This is a genomic window from Actinomyces urogenitalis DSM 15434 (assembly GCF_000159035.1).
Classification (GTDB): domain Bacteria; phylum Actinomycetota; class Actinomycetes; order Actinomycetales; family Actinomycetaceae; genus Actinomyces; species Actinomyces urogenitalis.
In genome coordinates this window covers 1321130-1338006 of sequence record NZ_DS999574.1, presented here as the reverse complement: position 1 = coordinate 1338006, position 16877 = coordinate 1321130, and the positions used below count along the sequence as shown (strand labels likewise).

Genomic DNA, 16877 nt, shown 5'->3' with positions numbered 1-16877 from the left:
AGCGCACCCTCCAGGCTGCCGGCAGAGACGGGCTCAGCGTCAAAGCCGGCCGCGATCACCGTCACGCGCAGCTCGTCGCCCAGCGCGCCGTCGACCACCGCACCGACGATGATATTGGCCTCAGGGTGGACCGACTCGCGCACGAGCTCAGCCCCCTCAGACACCTCGAACAGGCCGAGGTCGGAGCCACCCTGGAAGAAGAGCAGGACGCCGTGAGCGCCGTCGATCGAGGACTCCAGCAGCGGGGAGGCAATGGCCTGCTCGGTGGCGGCCAGCGCACGCCCCTCCCCCGTGGCCGAGCCGATGCCCATGAGGGCGCTGCCGGCGTCCTGCATGACGGACTTGACGTCGTTGAAGTCGACGTTGATCAGACCCGGGGTGGTGATGAGCTCGGTGATGCCCTGAACACCCTGGAGGAGAACCTGATCGGCCTGCTTGAAGGCGTCGACGACGCTGATGCCGCGGTCGGCGATCTGCAGCAGCCGGTCGTTGGGGATGACGATAAGGGTGTCGACGGCCTCGCGGAGGTTCTTCACGCCGTCGTCAGCCTGGGTAGCGCGGCGACGTCCCTCGAAGGCAAAGGGACGGGTCACCACGCCGATGGTCAGCGCGCCAAGCTCGCGGGCGACCCGGGCGACCACGGGGGCCGCACCGGTGCCGGTGCCACCACCCTCACCGGCGGTGACGAACACCATGTCCGCGCCGTCCAGGGCCTCACGGATGTCATCCTCGTGGTCCTCAGCCGCCTTGCGACCGATGGAGGGGTCCGCTCCGGCTCCGAGGCCTCGGGTCAGGTCACGGCCGACGTCCAGCTTGGTGTCCGCATCAGACATGAGCAGTGCCTGGGCATCGGTGTTGACGGCGATGAACTCCACACCGCGCAGCCCGGACTCGATCATGCGGTTGACGGCGTTGACGCCGCCACCGCCGACGCCCACCACCTTGATAACTGCCTGGTAGTGCTGGGACTCCGCCACTGTGTGCCTCCGCGCTTGGTACCGAGCCGCAAGGGCTCCCCGACCCTCAACCTCAAGTTGAGGTATATACTTATGTCATTCTCTCGATGACGGGAGTAACGCTATGGTCCGTCGCGCCGCGCGCCGCGGATTTGCCTCGGCGTGTTCGACGCGTGTTCCGCACCTCCCGTCCGGTCACCGTCTGCCGCTCACCAGCTCACGAGGTGGTCGGGCTGTGTGGCGAGGAGACGTCGTAGACGCTGGCCTCCTGGGCCAGCAGCACCTTGAGCACCTGCGCCTTGAGCGCCATCTCCTCAGTGTCCCCCCACTGCACGCTCGCCCCGCTGGTCAGGACCAGGGTGACCTGCCCCGATGACGAGGCCGATCCAGAGGCGACCTGGGCTCGGGTCGCCACGTCCAGCGCGCCGACGGCCTGGGCCACCGCGGCCACCTGGGTGCCGCTGAGCCCACCGTCCTCAGGATCCGTGATCCTCACCAGACCCTCAGGCGGGGTGTCCGTGGTCTCCAGGACCACCGCGTCGCCGTCGAGTACCTCGTAGGACTGGTCGACCTGCCGCACGGCCACCGGCACCCGCATGGTCAGGGAGACGGTCAAGCCGTGAGGCCAGGAACGCGTCACCTGCGTCGAGCGCACACGCACCAGCCCGTCCGTCACGGTCCGTGCGGCCTGCCGCAGGTCCAGCCGCACCAGGCTCGTTCCCTCCTGGTCCTGAAGCAGCTCACGCACCTGCTCGGTCGAGACGCTGGAGTCCGAGCCGGAGACCGTGATCTCAGAGCCACGCAGCCCGAGCAACGGAGACCAGAGCACCGTCCACGCCAGGGCGAGGACGAGGATGAGGACGGCACCAGCCATCCACACCCGACGGCGTCGCAGCGTGCGCAGCGCACGACGCCGCTCGGCCAGCCGGTCAGCCAGGCCGGTAGAGACCACACGGTCGCGTGCCTGGCCGAGCCCGGTCTCGCTGCGCTCCCCGCGGCGTGCGAACACGGACAGGTCCGCGCTGGTCTCCTGCCGCCACACCTCGCCGTGGCCGGCGACCTCAGCGCCAGGCTCGGGCCGCGGCGGGCTGGGCTTCCTCACGCGGCCTCCCCGCCAGGCCCGTCCAGGCCACGCTCGGCCAGCCGGTCCAGGATCACCTGGCCCATCTCGGTGACGTCACCCGCCCCGACGGTCAGCAGCAGGTCCCCCCTCTGGGCCGCGTCGGCCAGGCTGCGGGCCGCCTCCACGCGGTCAGCGAGGTAGCGACCACCAGGAACGTGCTCGCTCACGGTGCGCCCGCTCACCCCCGGGAAGTCCTCCTGGGCCTCCCGAGCCGGGTAGACGGCCGTGACGACGACGAGATCAGCCAGGCTCAGCGCCTGACCAAAGCGCTCGGCAAAGGCCTGGGTCCGGGAGAACAAGTGAGGTTGGAAGAGGATGAGAAGCCGGCCTCCGCGCGCCTGGGCCACCTCACGAGCCGCCGTCGCCAAGGCCTGGATCTCGGTGGGATGGTGGGCATAGTCATCAACCACACGCACCCCGCCAACCTCGCCGCGATCCTCGAAACGCCGCTTGGTCCCTCCGAATGCTCCCAGGGCACGGGCCATGGCCTGGGGCTGCGCTCCCAGCTCCACGCCACAGGCCCAGGCCGCCGCCGCGTCCAGGGCCACGTGCTCACCAGGCACTGAGAGCTCAAGGCTGACCGGCTCGTCGTGGCTGGTCGGCGTCGTCCACAGGGTCAGGCGCGAGCGCGTGCCCTGAGCCGGGTGCTCCTCAACCTCCAACTCGACGTGAGCCAGCCCGACCAGGTCCTGGTCGGGTAGCTCAGCCGGGCTGAGGCTGCCGTAGGTGACCACTCGCCGGCCCTCACCAGCCGCGGCACGAGCCAGGCGCAGGGCTCCGGGATCCTGGGCACAGGCGATGAGAAGCCCTCCGGCTATCAGGCGCCGCGAGAAGTCGAGGAAGGCCTCCTCGAAGGCCTCGCGCGTGCCGTAGGTGTCCAGGTGATCGGGCTCGACGTTGGTGACGATCTCGACCGCAGGGGCGTAGTTGAGGAAGGAGCGGTCAGACTCATCCGCCTCGGCGACAAGGACCTGTCCGGCCCCCAGATGGGCACCGCTGCCCAGCGCCCGCACGACTCCCCCGATGGCGAAAGAGGGGTCCCAGCCCAGCTCGGTCAGGGCCTCGGCCAGCATGCCAGAGGTCGTGGTCTTGCCGTGGGCCCCGGCCACCGCCACCATGCTCCGCCCCCGCGCGGCCAGGGCCAGGGCCTGAGAGCGGTGGATGACCTCCTGGCCACGGCCACGTGCCCGGACCAGCTCGGGGTTGGTCTCCTTGATCGCCGTGGAGACCACGACCGTGGCCTCGGGGGGCACCGCGTCGGCGTCATGGCCCACCCGGACCTCCAGGCCCTGGGCGAGCAGCTGCTCCAGCGCCGGGCTGGAGTGCGCGTCAGAGCCGGTGACGTGCGCACCCTGCTCGGCCAACAGCTGGGCGAGGACGCTCATGCCAGCTCCCCCCACCCCGATGAGGTGGAAGGAGGAACCGGCCAGGTCCGCCGTCGTGTGGTCATGCTGCGTCGTCATCACTCTTCTCCTCGCTCCCGGCTACGCGGTCACCGGTGCCAGCGACCTGCCGTACGAGATCAGCCAGCCGCGCTGCGCCGTCACGCACCCCGGTCGAGGCAGCGGCCTGCGCCATGGCCTCATGCGCCTGCGGATCGGTGAGCACCTGCGTGAAGGCACGCACCTGGGCCACGTTGAGCTCGGCGTCGGGCACGAGCCGCCCGCCACCGGCGGCGATGACGTCGGCCGCGTTCAGGCGTTGCTCCCCGTTGCCCACAGGCAGGGGCACGTAGAGCGCCGGCAGGCCCAGAGCAGTCAGCTCGGCCACTGTGCCCGCGCCGGAGCGGCAGATGACGCCGTCGGCGCAGGCATAGGCCTGCTCCATCTGCGTGAGGTAGTCCAGGACGTGGTAGCGCCCTGCTGCCTCAGCACTAACCGCACCGGCCGCCACGGCACCCTCCAACGCGCTACGCACCGCGGCGTCCTTGCCGCGTCCGGTCAGGTGCAGCACCTGGAGCCCCTCGGGCAGGGACGCCAGGGACTCGGCCATGACCTCGTTGAGACGCTGCGCGCCCAGGGAGCCACCGGTGACCAGCAGCGTGGGGGCGCTGGGGTCCAGGCCCAGCGCCTGGGCACCTTCTTCGCGGGAGCGTGCCTTGAGCTGCGCAGAGCGTTGAGAGGCAACGAGATCAGCGATCGCCGGACGCAGAGGCAGTCCGGTCACCTCCGTGCGCCCGTGGCGCGCGGCGAGCGGGGTGGAGGCGAAGGTGAGCGCCACCGCCTTGGCCCAGCGCGCTCCCAGCCGGTTGGCCAGCCCTGGGCGGGCGTTCTGCTCGTGGATGACCACCGGAACCCCTGCCTGGCGCGCAGCCAGGTAGGCCGGGGTGGACACGTATCCGCCGAAGCCGACCACGACGTCGGCCTCGACGCGCTCAATGGCCTCACGAGCCGCACGCACGGCACCACGCAGGCGCGCCGGAAGCCTGACCAGAGCAGGCCCGGGCCGCCGAGGCATGGGCACACGCGGCACGAGTGCCAGCTCGTAGCCGGCCTGCGGGACGAGGTCTGCCTCCAGCCCCTCCTTGGTGCCCAGCACGAGCAGCTCGGCGTCCCGGCTGCCGGCCAGGCCGGGCTCGCCCAACGCCGCGGCCGTGGCCAGCAGCGGGTTGACGTGACCGGCGGTTCCTCCTCCGGCCAGCAGCACGCGAAGCGGGTGGTCCTGGGTCTCAGGCACGGTTCCTCCTGCGAGATGTGACGACGGACAGGCTACGACGCATCGCTCCCACCCGAGCGGCGAAGGCCTCGGGCGCGCCGGGCTCCTGGCGCGCGAAGGACAGCAGCACGCCGATGGCCAGGAGCACGAAGATGAGGGAGGACCCGCCGGCGCTGATCAGTGGCAGCGGCACGCCCAGCACCGGCAGGAGCCCGACCACCACGCTCATGTTGACCAGTGCCTGGCCCACGATCCAGGCCATGATGCCGCCGGTGACCACACTGACGTACAGGTCGTTGCTGCGGCGGATAATGCGCGCGCAGCACCAGCCCACCACCGCGAAGAGCACGATGACGACGACGGTGCCTACCAGTCCCAGCTCCTCGCCCAGGACCGCGAAGACGTAGTCGGAGTCCGCCTGAGTCAGGTACCCCCACTTCTGGCGCGAGGACCCTGGGCCGACCCCGCCCCAGCCTCCGGTGCCCATGGCGTAGCGGCCGTGGAGAGGCTGGTAGCCCACGTCCAGAGGATCAGAGCCCTCCGGATTGAGCCAGGCCATGATGCGCGCACGACGGTTGGCCGAGAGCATGGTTCCGCCGGCAAAGCCCACCAGCCCCACACCGCCCAGGACCAGGAACCAGCCCCGGCCCAGTCCCGCCATCCACAGTGCCCCGGCCATGAGCATGACCATGATGACCACGGTCCCCAGGTCTCCACCGCCCATGACCAGCATGATGGCCACGGCCGCGGGAGCCAGCATGAGCAGGGTGCTCCTGACCGAGCCGAACCTGCCCCCGTGACGCACAACAACCCATCCGGTGTACAGCGCCAGCCCCAGCTTGATGAACTCCGAGGGCTGGGCGGTGCCGATGAGGGGCACAGCCACCCAGTTGCAGTTTCCACCGGCGCAGCGGCTGGCGCCTGGGACGAAGACCAGGCACTGCAACGCCATCGAGGCGCCCAGGACCGGCAGCGTCAGGCGCTTGAGCAGGGGCACGGAGGCCCGGGAGGCCGCGAACATGGCCGCCAGCCCGACCAGCGCGATGACGAGGTAGCGGGCGAAGGCCGCGTAGGCGTTGCCTCCCTGGGCCGCCACGGTGACGGACTGGACCGAGAAGACCATGATGAGGCCCAGGACCAGGAGGAAGAGTGAGGCAATGAGCAGCGTGTAGTAGGTCAGCGAGGCCCTCTCACCCGGGACCGGGCCATCGGGTCCGGTCAGGACCCGCCACCAAGGCCGGGAGCGCTGCGGGCGCGGCGCGGGCTGTTCCTGGCTCATGGCTGGCGGTCCTGGTCCACGCCAGCCTGGGCACGCGCGGCCTGGGCGAACATGTCACCGCGCTCGGCGTAGCTGGTGAACTGGTCCCAGGAGGCCGCCGCAGGTGCCAGCAGGACCGTGTCTCCCTCCTGTGCCATGGCCGAGGCCTGCCGGACCGCCTCCTCGATGACCTCGCGGGCGCTGGCCGCAGGCACCACGCGACGAGGCAGGTCAGGCGCCTCGTCCTCCAGCGCCTGGAGCACCGGGGTCGGGTCGGCTCCGATGACGACGGCGCCGCGCAGGTAGGGGCGCACGCGAGCCACGAGCTCGTGAAGGTCGGCTCCCTTCGTGTCCCCTCCGACGATCCACACCGCGCTGCCCGGGCGCACTGAGCTCAACGCGGCCTGGGTGGAGTGGGCGTTGGTGGCCTTGGAGTCGTCGACCCAGGTCACGCCGGCCCCCTCGGCCACCGTGACCAGCCGGTGCGCACCAGGGGTGAAGGCACGCAGTCCCCGCGCCACCGCGCCCAGGTCCGCCTGGACCTGGGGGTGGGCCAGCGCCAGGCTGGCAGCGGCCAGGGCATCGGCAGCGATATGAGCCGGCAGGCGGTCCACCTCGCCTCCAGGTGCCAGGTGGGCCAGGTCCGCCAACGTGGCCAGCTCGGCGGCCTCATGGTGGCGCCGCGGGTGCCAGGCACGATCAACCATGACGTCCTCAACCAGTCCAACCTGCCCCAGCCCGGGGGCTCCCAGGCCGAAGCCGATCGCGCGGCAGCCCTCGACGACGTCGGCCTGCTCGACCATGCGCAGTGTCGCAGGGTCAGCCAGGTTGTAGACCGCAGCGCGCTGGGCGTGGGTGTAGACGCGGGACTTGTCAGCGGCGTAGGCCTCCATGCCACCGTGCCAGTCCAGGTGGTCGGCTGAGAGATTGAGGCAGGCCGCGGCCAGAGGACTGAGGCTATGAGTCGTGTGCAGCTGGAAGCTGGACAGCTCTACGGCCAGCGCCTGCGCGCCTCCAGCAGCGACTACGGAGATCGTGGGCACGCCGATATTGCCGACTGCCGGAGCCTCAAGCCCGGCAGCGGTGAGGATGGCCGAGAGCATCCCGACCGTCGTCGTCTTGCCGTCCGTGCCGGTCACCGTGATCCAGGGGACCTCAGGGTGGGTGGAGCGCTGCAGGCGCCAGGCCAGCTCGATCTCGCTCCAGGTCTCGATGCCACGATCTCGCGCGGAGCGCGCCACCGCGCCGGTGGCCGGCACGCCCGGGGAAACGATGAGCAACCGCAGCTGCGAGCCCGCGATCGCCTCAGCCACCGCCTGCGCCTCGCCCACGGCGACCGAGGCAGGCTTCACCCCTGCCGGCAGGGCCTCCAGGGCGTCGGGGCGGGAGTCGAAGACGCTCACCTGCGCACCCAGGGTTGACAGGACCTCGACGACGGCGGTGCCGGTACGCCCCAGCCCCACAACGCCCACCCGGGCTCCGACCAGGTCCTTGATGATGTCTGCGCTTTCAGGGGTGACGGTGTTCGTGGTGCTCACGGCTCCTCGCTGGTACGGATCAGGGGTTGTGCGGGAGGAGACAGATCCTTGGTCCTCCTGCCGGTGTGGTCAGGCCATCCAGTACTCCGCGTAGAACAGCCCGAGCCCGGCGACCACGCAGACCCCGGCCACGATCCAGAAGCGGATGACGACATTGACCTCGCTCCACCCCAGCAGCTCGAAGTGGTGGTGAATCGGAGCCATACGGAAGACCCTCTTGCGCGTGGCCTTGAAGGAGGCGACCTGGATGACGTCGGAGAGGACCTCGGCCAGGAACAGCCCACCGATGACCACGGCGAGGAACTCGGTGCGGGTCAGGATCGACAGCCCGGCGAAGGCCCCTCCCAGGGCCAGGGAGCCGGTGTCCCCCATGAAGATCTTGGCAGGCGAGGCGTTCCACCACAGGAAGCCGAAGCAGGCTCCCATGAGGGCGGCAGCGATCATGGCCAGGTCGCGCGGGTCACGCACCTGGTAGCACATGGTGGCCACGGTGTCGGTGTGGGCGTACTGGCAGGACTGGTTGGACTGCCACACGCCAATGAGGGTGTAGGCACCGAAGGCCATGGCGCAGGCTCCCGCTGCCAGGCCGTCAAGACCATCGGTGAGGTTGACCGCGTTGGACCAGGCGGTGATGAGGAAATTCGCCCACAGGACGAACAGAATGATGCCCAGCACCATCCCTCCGGCTGCCAGGTCGATCGCGGAGTCGCGGGCGAAGGAGATACGTGTGGAGGCCGGCGTCAGGCCGTTGCGATCGGCGAAGAAGAGCGTAGCCACCGAGAAGCCGATCCCGATCAGGGCCTGGCCCACGATCTTCTGCCAGGCCTTGAGGCCCAGGGAACGCTGCCGAGAGATCTTCTCAAAGTCGTCCAGGAAGCCGATCAGGCCCAGTCCGACCACGAGGAAGAGCAGGAGGACTCCCGAGGCCCGCGGTACCCGCATCTCCACGAGGTTGGCCACCGCGTAGCCCAGGACCGTGGCGGCGATGATGACCAGCCCGCCCATCGTCGGGGTGCCGCGCTTGGTGAAGTGGCCCTGAGGGCCGTCCTGACGGATGAACTGGCCGTACTCGCGCGCGTGCAGGAAACGAATGAGCAGTGGGGTCCCCAGCAGCGAGACCATCAGCCCCACCGCGGCGGAAACGAGGATCGCAGTCATCAGGCTAGTCCTCCTTGTCAGTGGCGGTCAGGTGGTCAGCCACGCGCCAGGCGCCCGAACCATGAGATCCCTTGATCAGGACGGCGTCCGCCGGCCTGAGGGGTGAGTGGCCGCCGTCCAGCAGCTCGATCGCGGCCTGGGCATCTGGCAGCTCGATAGTATGCACCCCCGCCGCGCGCGCCGCCTGCGCGGCGGGTGCGGCGCCCTGGCCGATGGTGACCAGTACCTGGGCGCCTGCAGCAGCCGCCAGCTCACCGGTTCGCGTGTGGTCGGCATGGCTCGCGCTGCCCAGCTCCAGCATCTCGGAGATGATGACCACACGGCGTCGCTGGCCGGCCAGGGCCGGCAGCGCCTCCAGCGCAGCGGTCATGGAATCGATGTTGGCGTTGTAGGAGTCGTCGATGACCAGCACCCCGCCGCACTCACGCACGTCCATGCGGTGCGGGCTCTCCAGGCCGGCACCCGCCAGCGCCTGGAGGACCTGGGAGGGATCCAGCCCGGCAGCCAGCGCCAGTCCGGCGGCAGCCAGGGCGTTGGTGACGTTGTGGCGCCCGGGCAGTCCCAACCGTAGGCGCTCGGGCCGGGCACCCGGCAGGTGAAGGTCCAGCACGGCGTGGGCCTGCTCATCCAGCTCGACGGCGCTCGCGCGCAGGTCGGCGCGCGGGTCGCCGCTGGCGGAGAAGGTCAGCACCCGGCCCGGGGCGAGCTCACGCATGGCCGCCGAGCGCGGGTCGTCGAGATTGAGCACGGCAACCCCGGTGGGCAGCAGGCCGGTCACGATCTCGCTCTTGGCCCGGGCCACGCCGTCCACGGAGCCGAAGCCGCCCATATGGGCGTGCCCGATCATGAGCACGGCCGCCGCGTCCAGAGGCGCGATCGAGGTGAGGTAAGCGATGTGCCCGCTGCCCGAGGCCCCCATCTCCAGCACGAGGTAGCGGGTGGTGTGGTCTGCTCGCAGCACAGTCAGCGGCAGGCCGATCTCGTTGTTGAAGCTGGCCACCGGCGCCACGGTCGGGGCCTGGGCGGCCAGGATCTGGCGGGTGAGGTCCTTGGTGGTGGTCTTGCCCACCGAGCCCGTCATCGCTATCACGCTCAGGGTCTCGCCCCGGGAGCTGGCCTGCTCGCGCAGCTGGGCCAGGTGGGAGCGAGCCAGGCCGCCCAGCGCGGCCACCGTGTCTGGGACGATCACCAACGGCAGGGACTCAGGGTCGCGACCGGCCTCAGCCATCGCGGCGCGCACGGCCTCGACGTTGCTGACCAGAGCGGCCCGAGCACCTGCTGCCGCCGCCTGGGGCACGTGGCGGTGGCCGTCGGTGCGCTCACCAACGATCGCCACGAAGAGCGAGCCCTCTTCCGCCTGCCGGGAGTCGGTGACGACGTCGGTCACGCGCGTGACGCCATCGTGAGCCTGGAGCGATCCACCAGCCTCGTCACCGCCGGGGGCGAGGAGCACTCCCCCCGTCATCGCAGCGATCTCACGCAGGGTACGGTCACTCATGCTCGCTCCCGGTTGATGCCTCAGCGCCCGTGCGGGCAGGCCACTTGGCCTCGACAGCCTCGCGCATGACGGGGGCGTCGTTGTAGCGGATGAATTCCCCAGCCATCTCCAGGAAGGGCTCGTGCCCCTTGCCGGTGACGATGACGGTGTCCTGCGGCCCGCACAGCTCAACCCCGCGGCGCACGGCGTCACCGCGCCAGGTCGTGATCTCCTCGACGTCCTCCAGGCCCGGGCGCACCGAACGCACCCCGGCCAGGACGGCGTCACGGATGAGCTGCGGGTCCTCCGAGCGCGGATTCTCGTCGGTGACCACCAGGACGTCGGCCAGACGCGCCGCCACCTGCCCCAGCAGCGGCCGCTTACCCTGGTCACGGTCGCCGTCGGAACCGAAGACCACGATGAGCCGGCCCGGAGTGATCTCACGTACCGCCTTGAGCGCGAGGTCCATCGCCTCCGGGGTGTGGGCGAAGTCGACGATACAGGTCCCCCGGCGCCCGTCGCGCTGGCTGATGCGCTGCATACGCCCCGGGATGTTGTGGGCGTGGGCCAGGGCCTGCACAGCAGTGTCCTGCGCCACCCCCGCGCGCAGGGCCATGACCAGGGCCAGGGCCGCGTTCTGGACGTTGACGAGCCCTGGCAGGGGGCACAGCGCCTCGATCTGCTCACCATCGGGCCCGTGGAGGGTGAAGGTGGTGGCGGCTTGGGTCATCGAAGCCTTGACCTGGCTTACCCACCACTGCGCGCCCTGGGCAGGGTCCTCACTGTCCTGGGCGGGGTAGGCGCGCACCCGGTCCACCGGCACGGCCCCGCGGTCCGCCACACGCTCTGCCAGCGCAGCCCCCCACCGATCGTCCACGCAGATCACCGCGCGGCGGGCGTGCTCAGGGGTGAAGAGGCGAGCCTTGGCCTCCAGGTACTCCTCCATGGTGTGGTGGAAGTCGAGGTGGTCACGCTGAAGATTGGTGAAGCCGGCGACGTCGACGACGGTCCCACCCAGCCGGTGCAGCACGATGGCGTGGCTGGAGGCCTCCAGGCTGGCAGCCTTGACGCCCTCCTCGACCGCCAGCGCCATCATGCGCTGGAGCACCGGGGCCTCGACCGTGGTGCGTGGGGACTCCACCGACTGCGTGCCCACGCTCAGCTCCACGGTGCCCGCGATCATGCACTGACCCAGGTGCGCGGCCAGGATCGACTGGAGGAAGTAGGTGGTCGTCGTCTTGCCGTTGGTCCCCGTCACGGCCGTCGTCGTCAGGTGGGTCGCCGGGTGGTGGTAGACCTCGGCGGCCAGGGGGCCCACCACCGCACGCGGATCGGGGTGGGTGAGCACCGGGACCTGTCCCAGGCTCGCGCCCAGGCGCGTTGCGCCGTCGGCATCCGTGAGGACCGCAACCGCCCCGCCGGCTACCGCCTGCGCGGCGAACTCGGCCCCGTGCCGACGAAAGCCCGGCAGGGCCACGAACAGCTCACCGGGAGCGACATCGCCAGAGTCCACGCTCACGCCGTGGATCAGGACCTGGCCAAGGTCAGCGGCGGGGTCACCCGCCGCCTCAAGGCTCAGCGTGTGGGCCAGGTCAGCCAGGGCGGTCGGCGCACAGTGACGCGGACGCAGCGCTGCTGCCGACTCGTAGGCATGATTGCTCATGGTTCCTCAATCTATCGTGACCGTGCCCGCCACAGGGACAGGCGGGCACGCGTGCCCTCGTCCTGCTCCTCAGCCCTGGCTGTCCTGGGTCGCCTTGGCCGCCTGAGCGTCAGCCTCAGCGGCCGCCTTGGCAGCGATGACCATCGGGTCCGGGGCGATACCCAGGGAGTGCATGCAGGCCAGGGCGATCTTGCGGAAGACCGGGGCCGCCACGGTTCCACCGTAGGTGCCATCGGGCCGGTAGACGATGACGGCCACCGCGATGGCCGGGTCGCGCGCGGGGGTGAAGCCCACGAAAGAGGCCACGGTGCCTGGCTCGGTGAGGATCTCGGTGGTTCCCGTCTTGCCCGCCACCAGGTAGCCGTCGATCGAGGCCGACTCGGCGGTACCGCCTTCCTGCGTCACCCCGATGAGCATCTCAGTCAGGGTGGTGGCGCTCGCCTCGGAGATCACCCGCACGCCCTCAGGCTGGGTCTGGGCGGTCTCCTTCCCCTCGGCGTCGATCCAGGCGTCAATGACGCGCGGCGCCACCCGGACCCCCTTGTTCGCCACGCTCGCCAGCACCTGGACGGCCTGGAGGGAGGTACCCGCAATGCCCTGGCCGAACATGGTGGTATAGCGAGTGCGGGCGTCCCACTGGGCGTAGTCGCCCAGGATGCCCTCGGACTCCGCCGGCATCTCGATCCCAGTCAGCTGCCCGTAGCCGAACTGCTCGATGATGGCGTGGCGGTCAGCGTCTGAGACCCGGTCACCGATCTGGACCGTGCCGACGTTGGAGGACTCGGCCAGGACCTGGGCCGCGGTGAGGACCTGGGTAGCGTGCTCGTGGGAGTCGCGGAAGCTCTGACCATTCGGAGCGGTCCAGGTGTAGGGGACCGTGATCTGGTCCTCGGGGGTGAGGACGCCCTTGTCCAGGGCAGCAGCAAAGGTCATCACCTTGCCCACACTTCCTGGCTCGAAGATGGCCTGGACGCTGCGGGCGTTGCGGTCCTCCTCCGCCGTGGCACCTGGGTCGGAGGGGTCCACCGAGCGCGAGTCCGCCAGGACCAGGAGCTTGCCCGTGGCCGGCTCCATGACGACGACGCTGCCCCAGTCCGCGCCCTGGGCCTGGACGACCTCGTCAATCGCCTCCTGGGCCACGGCCTGCAGGTCCGGGTTGATTGTCGTGCGCACTGCCGTGCCTGGCACGGAGGCGACCTCATCATGCTCACCGGTGGGGATGATGGCGCCGGTCTTGCCGATCTCGACGCTCCCGCGCCCGTCCACCCCGGTCAGGGCCTTGTTCTGGGTCAGCTCCAGGCCGGCGGAGCCGATGAGCTCACGCGCCTTGCCCTCGTAGGTGTAGCCCACCACGTTGCCCGCGACCCGGCCGGCCGGGTAGCTGCGCCTGGTGCGCTGGTCTGGCTCGACGCCGGGGATCTCCAGCGCCTTGATCTGGCGCCAGGTGTCCGGTGCGACGGCCTCGGCGATGACGACGTAGGTGGACTCCCCCACCATCTTCGCCCCGAGCTCCTGGGCGTCCACCCCCAGGATCGGCGCAATCTGAGCGGCCGCCGCCACCGCGCCATACCCGACGACGGTGCTCACCGTGCGCCCGGTGGCCGGGTCCTCACGGTCCTCCTTGTGCTCGTACTGAGCAATCCTGACCTGGTTGACTCCGATGTCGTAGGAGATCGACGAGGTCGCCAGTACCGCGCCGTCGCGCCCCAGGATCTGGCCGCGCTGGGCGCGGTTGACCCACGTGATCGTCCGCTCGGCCTTGGCCTTGTCCGCCAAGGCCGGCCCCTCGACGACCTGGAGCCAGGCGGTCCGGGCGGTCAGCACACTGAAGCCGGCCAGACCGAAGAGCTGAAGTGCACGACGGCGACTGGGGTTCACTGCTGCTACTTCGCGGTCGCGGCCTGCCCGGCCGACAGCTGCGAGCCGCCCAGGTCAACCACACCCGGCGCGGCGGCCGGCACCATCCCCAGCTCGGTGGCGCGCTGGGTGAGGTGGTCGGCTGCGGAGGCGTCCTGGACCTGGGAGCGGACGGTGTCAATGTGGTCGTTGACGACGTTGAGCTCGACCTGAGCCGACTGCATACGGAAGGCGGTGGCCGCCATGGAGGCGTTGAGCAGCATGGAGGCAGCCAGCGCGCCGGCCAGGATCAGCACAACGACCATGATGAAGGGAACCGTGGAACGAGCAGGAGCGATCCCTCGCACGACGTAGAGGGCAGGGCGCTCCTGCGGCGTCGCCTCAGGACGCCGGGAGGGGGCTCGCAGGGCGGTTGTGGCGCTCACCGGGTCTTCCTTCCTTGTCGTCGTCGGGTGGTGGTCAAGGGCTTCGGCTCCGCGGCCGGGGCCTGGTCGGCGGGGCGCAGTCGCACCGCGGCACGCAGCCGCACCGGGGCCGAGCGAGGATTAGCCGCCAGCTCGGCCTCGTCTGCCCGCTCAGCGCCGTGAGTCAGAGCCTGGAGGTAGGCCCCGGCGCCCTCGGGCACGAACGGCAGGTCATCGGGGACGGATGCACGCGTGCCAGCAGCAATGGCCTGCTTGACGATGCGGTCCTCCAGGCTCTGGTAGGACTCCACGACCAAGCGGCCACCAACCCGCAGGCTGTTGAGCGCACGCGGCACAGCCCTCTCCAGGACGTCCAGCTCAGCGTTCACGGCGATCCGCAGGGCCTGGAAGGTGCGCTTGGCCGGGTGCCCTCCGGTGCGCCTGGTCGCCGCCGGCACCGCCTGACGCACGAGCTCAGCCAGCTCCTGGGTGGAGGAGACCGGATGGCCGGCGCTGCGGCGTCGCACGATCGCCTCGACGATGCGCGGAGCGAAACGCTCCTCGCCGTAAGCGCGCAGGATGCGCACGAGCTCACCCGGCTCGGCGCCGTCGAGCAGCTCCTGGGCCGTCATTCCCTGTGACTGGTCCATGCGCATGTCCAGGGGCGCCGGGCGCGCGTAAGAAAAACCACGCTCGACGTCGTCGAGCTGGAGTGAGGAGACCCCCAGGTCCATGAGCACCGCGTCCACGGTGCCCTCGCCGTCCTGGCTGAAGCGGTGGGCGACGGCCTCGACCTCGTCATAGGTGGCGCGCACCGCCGTGAAACGGTCCCCGAAGGGGGCCAAGCGCGCGCTGGCCAGGGCAATGGCCTGGCTGTCACGGTCGATGCCGATGACTCGCAGCCTAGGGAAGCGGCGCAGCGCCCCCTCGGTGTGCCCACCCATACCCAGCGTGCAGTCGATCATGACCGGCTCGGCCGGCGCCTCCTCGATGGCCGGTGCCAGCAGGTCCAGGCAGCGGCGCAGGAGCACCGGAGTGTGGCGGGCAGCCGCCTGCGCCGCGACGTCGTCATCAGACTCAGGCCGGTTCGTCAGTGGCGCGTGGGACATGTGCTCCTCCTTTCCAGGCGTCGCGAACGGGTGACCGGTATGGCCGGAAAGTCTCGCCAGGACTCCACCCGTCCTTCCGGCGCCGGGGAAGTGGCGTCGGACTCCAGCTCGGGTAGAGACCTCACGAGGCCTGCCGTGGGCGCGGTGCGCCCGGGGTGGTGTGCAGTTGTGGCCCGGCCTAGAAGAAGCCGGGGATGATCTCCTCAGCCGTGTCGGCGAAGACCTGCTCCTGGGCCTCCAGGTAGGTCTGCCAGGCCTGGGCGTCCCAGATCTCCACGCGGGCTCCCGCACCGATCACAGCCAGGTCCTTGGACAGGCCTGCGTAGGCACGCAGCGGCGCGGGAAGCGTGATGCGTCCCTGCTTGTCCGGGATCTGGGAGTCGGCGCCCGAGAGCATGACGCGGATGTAGTCGCGAGCCTGCTTCTGCGCGAGGGGGGCCTCGCGCAGCTGGGCGTACATGCGCTCGAACTCGGCCGTGGTGAAGGCGTAGAGGCAGTGCTCCTGACCACGGGTCAGCACCACTCCCCCAGCCAGCTCCTCGCGGAACTTGGCCGGGAGGATGAGCCTGCCCTTGTCGTCAAGGCGAGGGGCGTGAGTACCCAGGAACACCGGGACCACTCCTTCCCCTCGACGACCCAGTGCGCCCCACAGTACTCCACTTCCCTCCCCTTTCACCCACATTCAAAGGAAAACACACTCCCCCTTTCCTCCAGATCCGCAGATTTCTAGGGAAAAACACGGTGGAGTGAAGTGGAGGAGATCGTCGGGAGCACGGCCCTTCGGCGCGTCGCAGACGAGCGGACAGGGCGCTGCCAGGCACAGCAGGACGCCGCACCGCGCCTACGCCGGCCGGCCCCGCCAGACAGCGCCAAGATGAGCCCGGCTCCGTACGCCACATCGCACCCGCGCAGGCCCGTGACGGATCCGCGGTGGAGGAAACTGGAGGGGGCGTGGTGGAGGACAGTGGTGGACGCCAGCGGACCCGGCCTCGCCCAGGCAGGAACCAGTCACATAGCACTCAGGCTCCGCCCGTGAGGGGCGAAGCCTGTGATACGTCAGGAATGCGAGGTCGTCAGCGCTCGGAGTCGCGCCGCCGTTCCCAGCGCTCGGACTGACGATCCATGAAGGAGCCGGCGCGAGCCTGGCGACCCGCCGGTCGGTGCGCGCGGCCGCGGGAGCCTCGCGCGTGGTCAGGGCGCGTGAGCATGAGGGTCACTCCCCACACCGCCAGCGCGAAGCCCGCCACGCCAATGAGGATCGAGGCCAGGGGGTGGCCGACCGCGACGCCGACGATGACCACCGTCAGGCCCACCAGGAGAAGGGCGACGCCGGCTCCGACGTGCCGGGGCGAGAGCCGCGCCAGACGCTGCTCGCCCTGCTGCATCGAGGTCACCAGCGTGGGGTCGTCCTCGTGGAGCTGTTCCTCGAGGTCGCGCAGCACCTGCTGCTCGCGCTCTGACAGTGCCATGGCTCCCCTCGCTTCCGTGACGTCGCAGTAGTGCGGCCCGGACCCACTGACCGCCTGACCCCGGACAGGGTCGGCGCTGACCAAGCGGGTCAAGCCCGGCAGGTACCACAATAGGCGCCTGCCGTCACGGAACGGAAACCGGAACCCTCCCCTGCCTCACGCCGGCGGCTTGGCCTCGGGCGCCCTGGCCGGCAGCAGGCTCGCCGGCCC

The 16877-nt window shown here is 70.3% G+C and carries 14 protein-coding genes; all 14 read right to left on the bottom strand.

The features are described 5' to 3' along the window. The coding region (gene ftsZ / locus HMPREF0058_RS05675) for a cell division protein FtsZ (RefSeq protein ID WP_006548769.1) at positions 1–977 on the bottom strand (977 nt) is incomplete at its 3' end. Positions 978–1173: 196 nt separating this feature from the next. Next, the gene (locus HMPREF0058_RS05670; RefSeq protein WP_006548768.1) at positions 1174–2058 is read right to left on the bottom strand and encodes a cell division protein FtsQ/DivIB; all 885 of its coding nucleotides are present in this window, start codon (positions 2056–2058) and stop codon (positions 1174–1176) included. After that, entirely contained in the window at positions 2055–3542 is a 1488-nt protein-coding gene (murC, locus tag HMPREF0058_RS05665; protein ID WP_006548767.1) for a UDP-N-acetylmuramate--L-alanine ligase, read from the bottom strand. Before murC ends, HMPREF0058_RS05670 begins: the two co-directional genes overlap by 4 nt. Continuing rightward, positions 3526–4755, bottom strand: a complete 1230-nt coding sequence (locus HMPREF0058_RS05660; RefSeq protein WP_006548766.1) for a UDP-N-acetylglucosamine--N-acetylmuramyl-(pentapeptide) pyrophosphoryl-undecaprenol N-acetylglucosamine transferase — start codon at positions 4753–4755, stop codon at positions 3526–3528. The genes murC and HMPREF0058_RS05660 overlap by 17 nt, the downstream gene beginning before the upstream one ends. Continuing rightward, on the bottom strand, positions 4748–6013 hold the full coding sequence (locus HMPREF0058_RS05655; protein ID WP_006548765.1) for a peptidoglycan glycosyltransferase FtsW: 1266 nt from the start codon (positions 6011–6013) through the stop codon (positions 4748–4750). Before HMPREF0058_RS05655 ends, HMPREF0058_RS05660 begins: the two co-directional genes overlap by 8 nt. Next, complete coding sequence (murD, locus tag HMPREF0058_RS05650) at positions 6010–7530, bottom strand: UDP-N-acetylmuramoyl-L-alanine--D-glutamate ligase (protein ID WP_006548764.1); 1521 nt, start codon at positions 7528–7530, stop codon at positions 6010–6012. The genes HMPREF0058_RS05655 and murD overlap by 4 nt, the downstream gene beginning before the upstream one ends. Positions 7531–7599: 69 nt before the next feature. After that, entirely contained in the window at positions 7600–8688 is a 1089-nt protein-coding gene (mraY, locus tag HMPREF0058_RS05645) for a phospho-N-acetylmuramoyl-pentapeptide-transferase (RefSeq protein WP_006548763.1), read from the bottom strand. Positions 8689–8692: 4 nt separating this feature from the next. Then, complete coding sequence (locus tag HMPREF0058_RS05640; protein WP_006548762.1) at positions 8693–10186, bottom strand: UDP-N-acetylmuramoyl-tripeptide--D-alanyl-D-alanine ligase; 1494 nt, start codon at positions 10184–10186, stop codon at positions 8693–8695. Next, positions 10179–11828 carry a UDP-N-acetylmuramoyl-L-alanyl-D-glutamate--2,6-diaminopimelate ligase gene (locus tag HMPREF0058_RS05635; protein ID WP_006548761.1) on the bottom strand — a complete coding sequence of 550 codons (1650 nt, stop codon included), beginning with the start codon at positions 11826–11828 and terminating at the stop codon, positions 10179–10181. The genes HMPREF0058_RS05640 and HMPREF0058_RS05635 overlap by 8 nt, the downstream gene beginning before the upstream one ends. A 69-nt stretch (positions 11829–11897) precedes the next feature. Further along, complete coding sequence (locus HMPREF0058_RS05630; RefSeq protein ID WP_040319547.1) at positions 11898–13706, bottom strand: peptidoglycan D,D-transpeptidase FtsI family protein; 1809 nt, start codon at positions 13704–13706, stop codon at positions 11898–11900. Between the two features lie 5 nt (positions 13707–13711). Further along, positions 13712–14110: a cell division protein FtsL gene (gene ftsL / locus HMPREF0058_RS05625; RefSeq protein ID WP_024035228.1), complete on the bottom strand. Its 399-nt coding sequence runs from the start codon at positions 14108–14110 to the stop codon at positions 13712–13714. After that, the gene (rsmH, locus tag HMPREF0058_RS05620) at positions 14107–15198 is read right to left on the bottom strand and encodes a 16S rRNA (cytosine(1402)-N(4))-methyltransferase RsmH (RefSeq protein WP_006548758.1); all 1092 of its coding nucleotides are present in this window, start codon (positions 15196–15198) and stop codon (positions 14107–14109) included. Before rsmH ends, ftsL begins: the two co-directional genes overlap by 4 nt. Positions 15199–15376: 178 nt before the next feature. Then, positions 15377–15808 carry a division/cell wall cluster transcriptional repressor MraZ gene (mraZ, locus tag HMPREF0058_RS05615; protein ID WP_024034602.1) on the bottom strand — a complete coding sequence of 144 codons (432 nt, stop codon included), beginning with the start codon at positions 15806–15808 and terminating at the stop codon, positions 15377–15379. A gap of 463 nt (positions 15809–16271) precedes the next feature. After that, entirely contained in the window at positions 16272–16667 is a 396-nt protein-coding gene (locus HMPREF0058_RS05610; RefSeq protein ID WP_024036562.1) for a DUF3040 domain-containing protein, read from the bottom strand. Between the last annotated feature and the right edge of the window lie 210 nt (positions 16668–16877).

Bases quoted from the DNA above. Each gene is read 5' to 3' on its own strand.
- HMPREF0058_RS05655 (WP_006548765.1), bottom strand. From the start codon at position 6,013: ATGAGCCAGGAACAGCCCGCGCCGCGCCCGCAGCGCTCCCGGCCTTGG.
- murC (WP_006548767.1), bottom strand. From the start codon at position 3,542: ATGACGACGCAGCATGACCACACGACGGCGGACCTGGCCGGTTCCTCC.
- HMPREF0058_RS05635 (WP_006548761.1), bottom strand. From the start codon at position 11,828: ATGAGCAATCATGCCTACGAGTCGGCAGCAGCGCTGCGTCCGCGTCAC.
- HMPREF0058_RS05640 (WP_006548762.1), bottom strand. From the start codon at position 10,186: ATGAGTGACCGTACCCTGCGTGAGATCGCTGCGATGACGGGGGGAGTG.
- HMPREF0058_RS05610 (WP_024036562.1), bottom strand. From the start codon at position 16,667: ATGGCACTGTCAGAGCGCGAGCAGCAGGTGCTGCGCGACCTCGAGGAA.
- rsmH (WP_006548758.1), bottom strand. From the start codon at position 15,198: ATGTCCCACGCGCCACTGACGAACCGGCCTGAGTCTGATGACGACGTC.
- mraY (WP_006548763.1), bottom strand. From the start codon at position 8,688: ATGACTGCGATCCTCGTTTCCGCCGCGGTGGGGCTGATGGTCTCGCTG.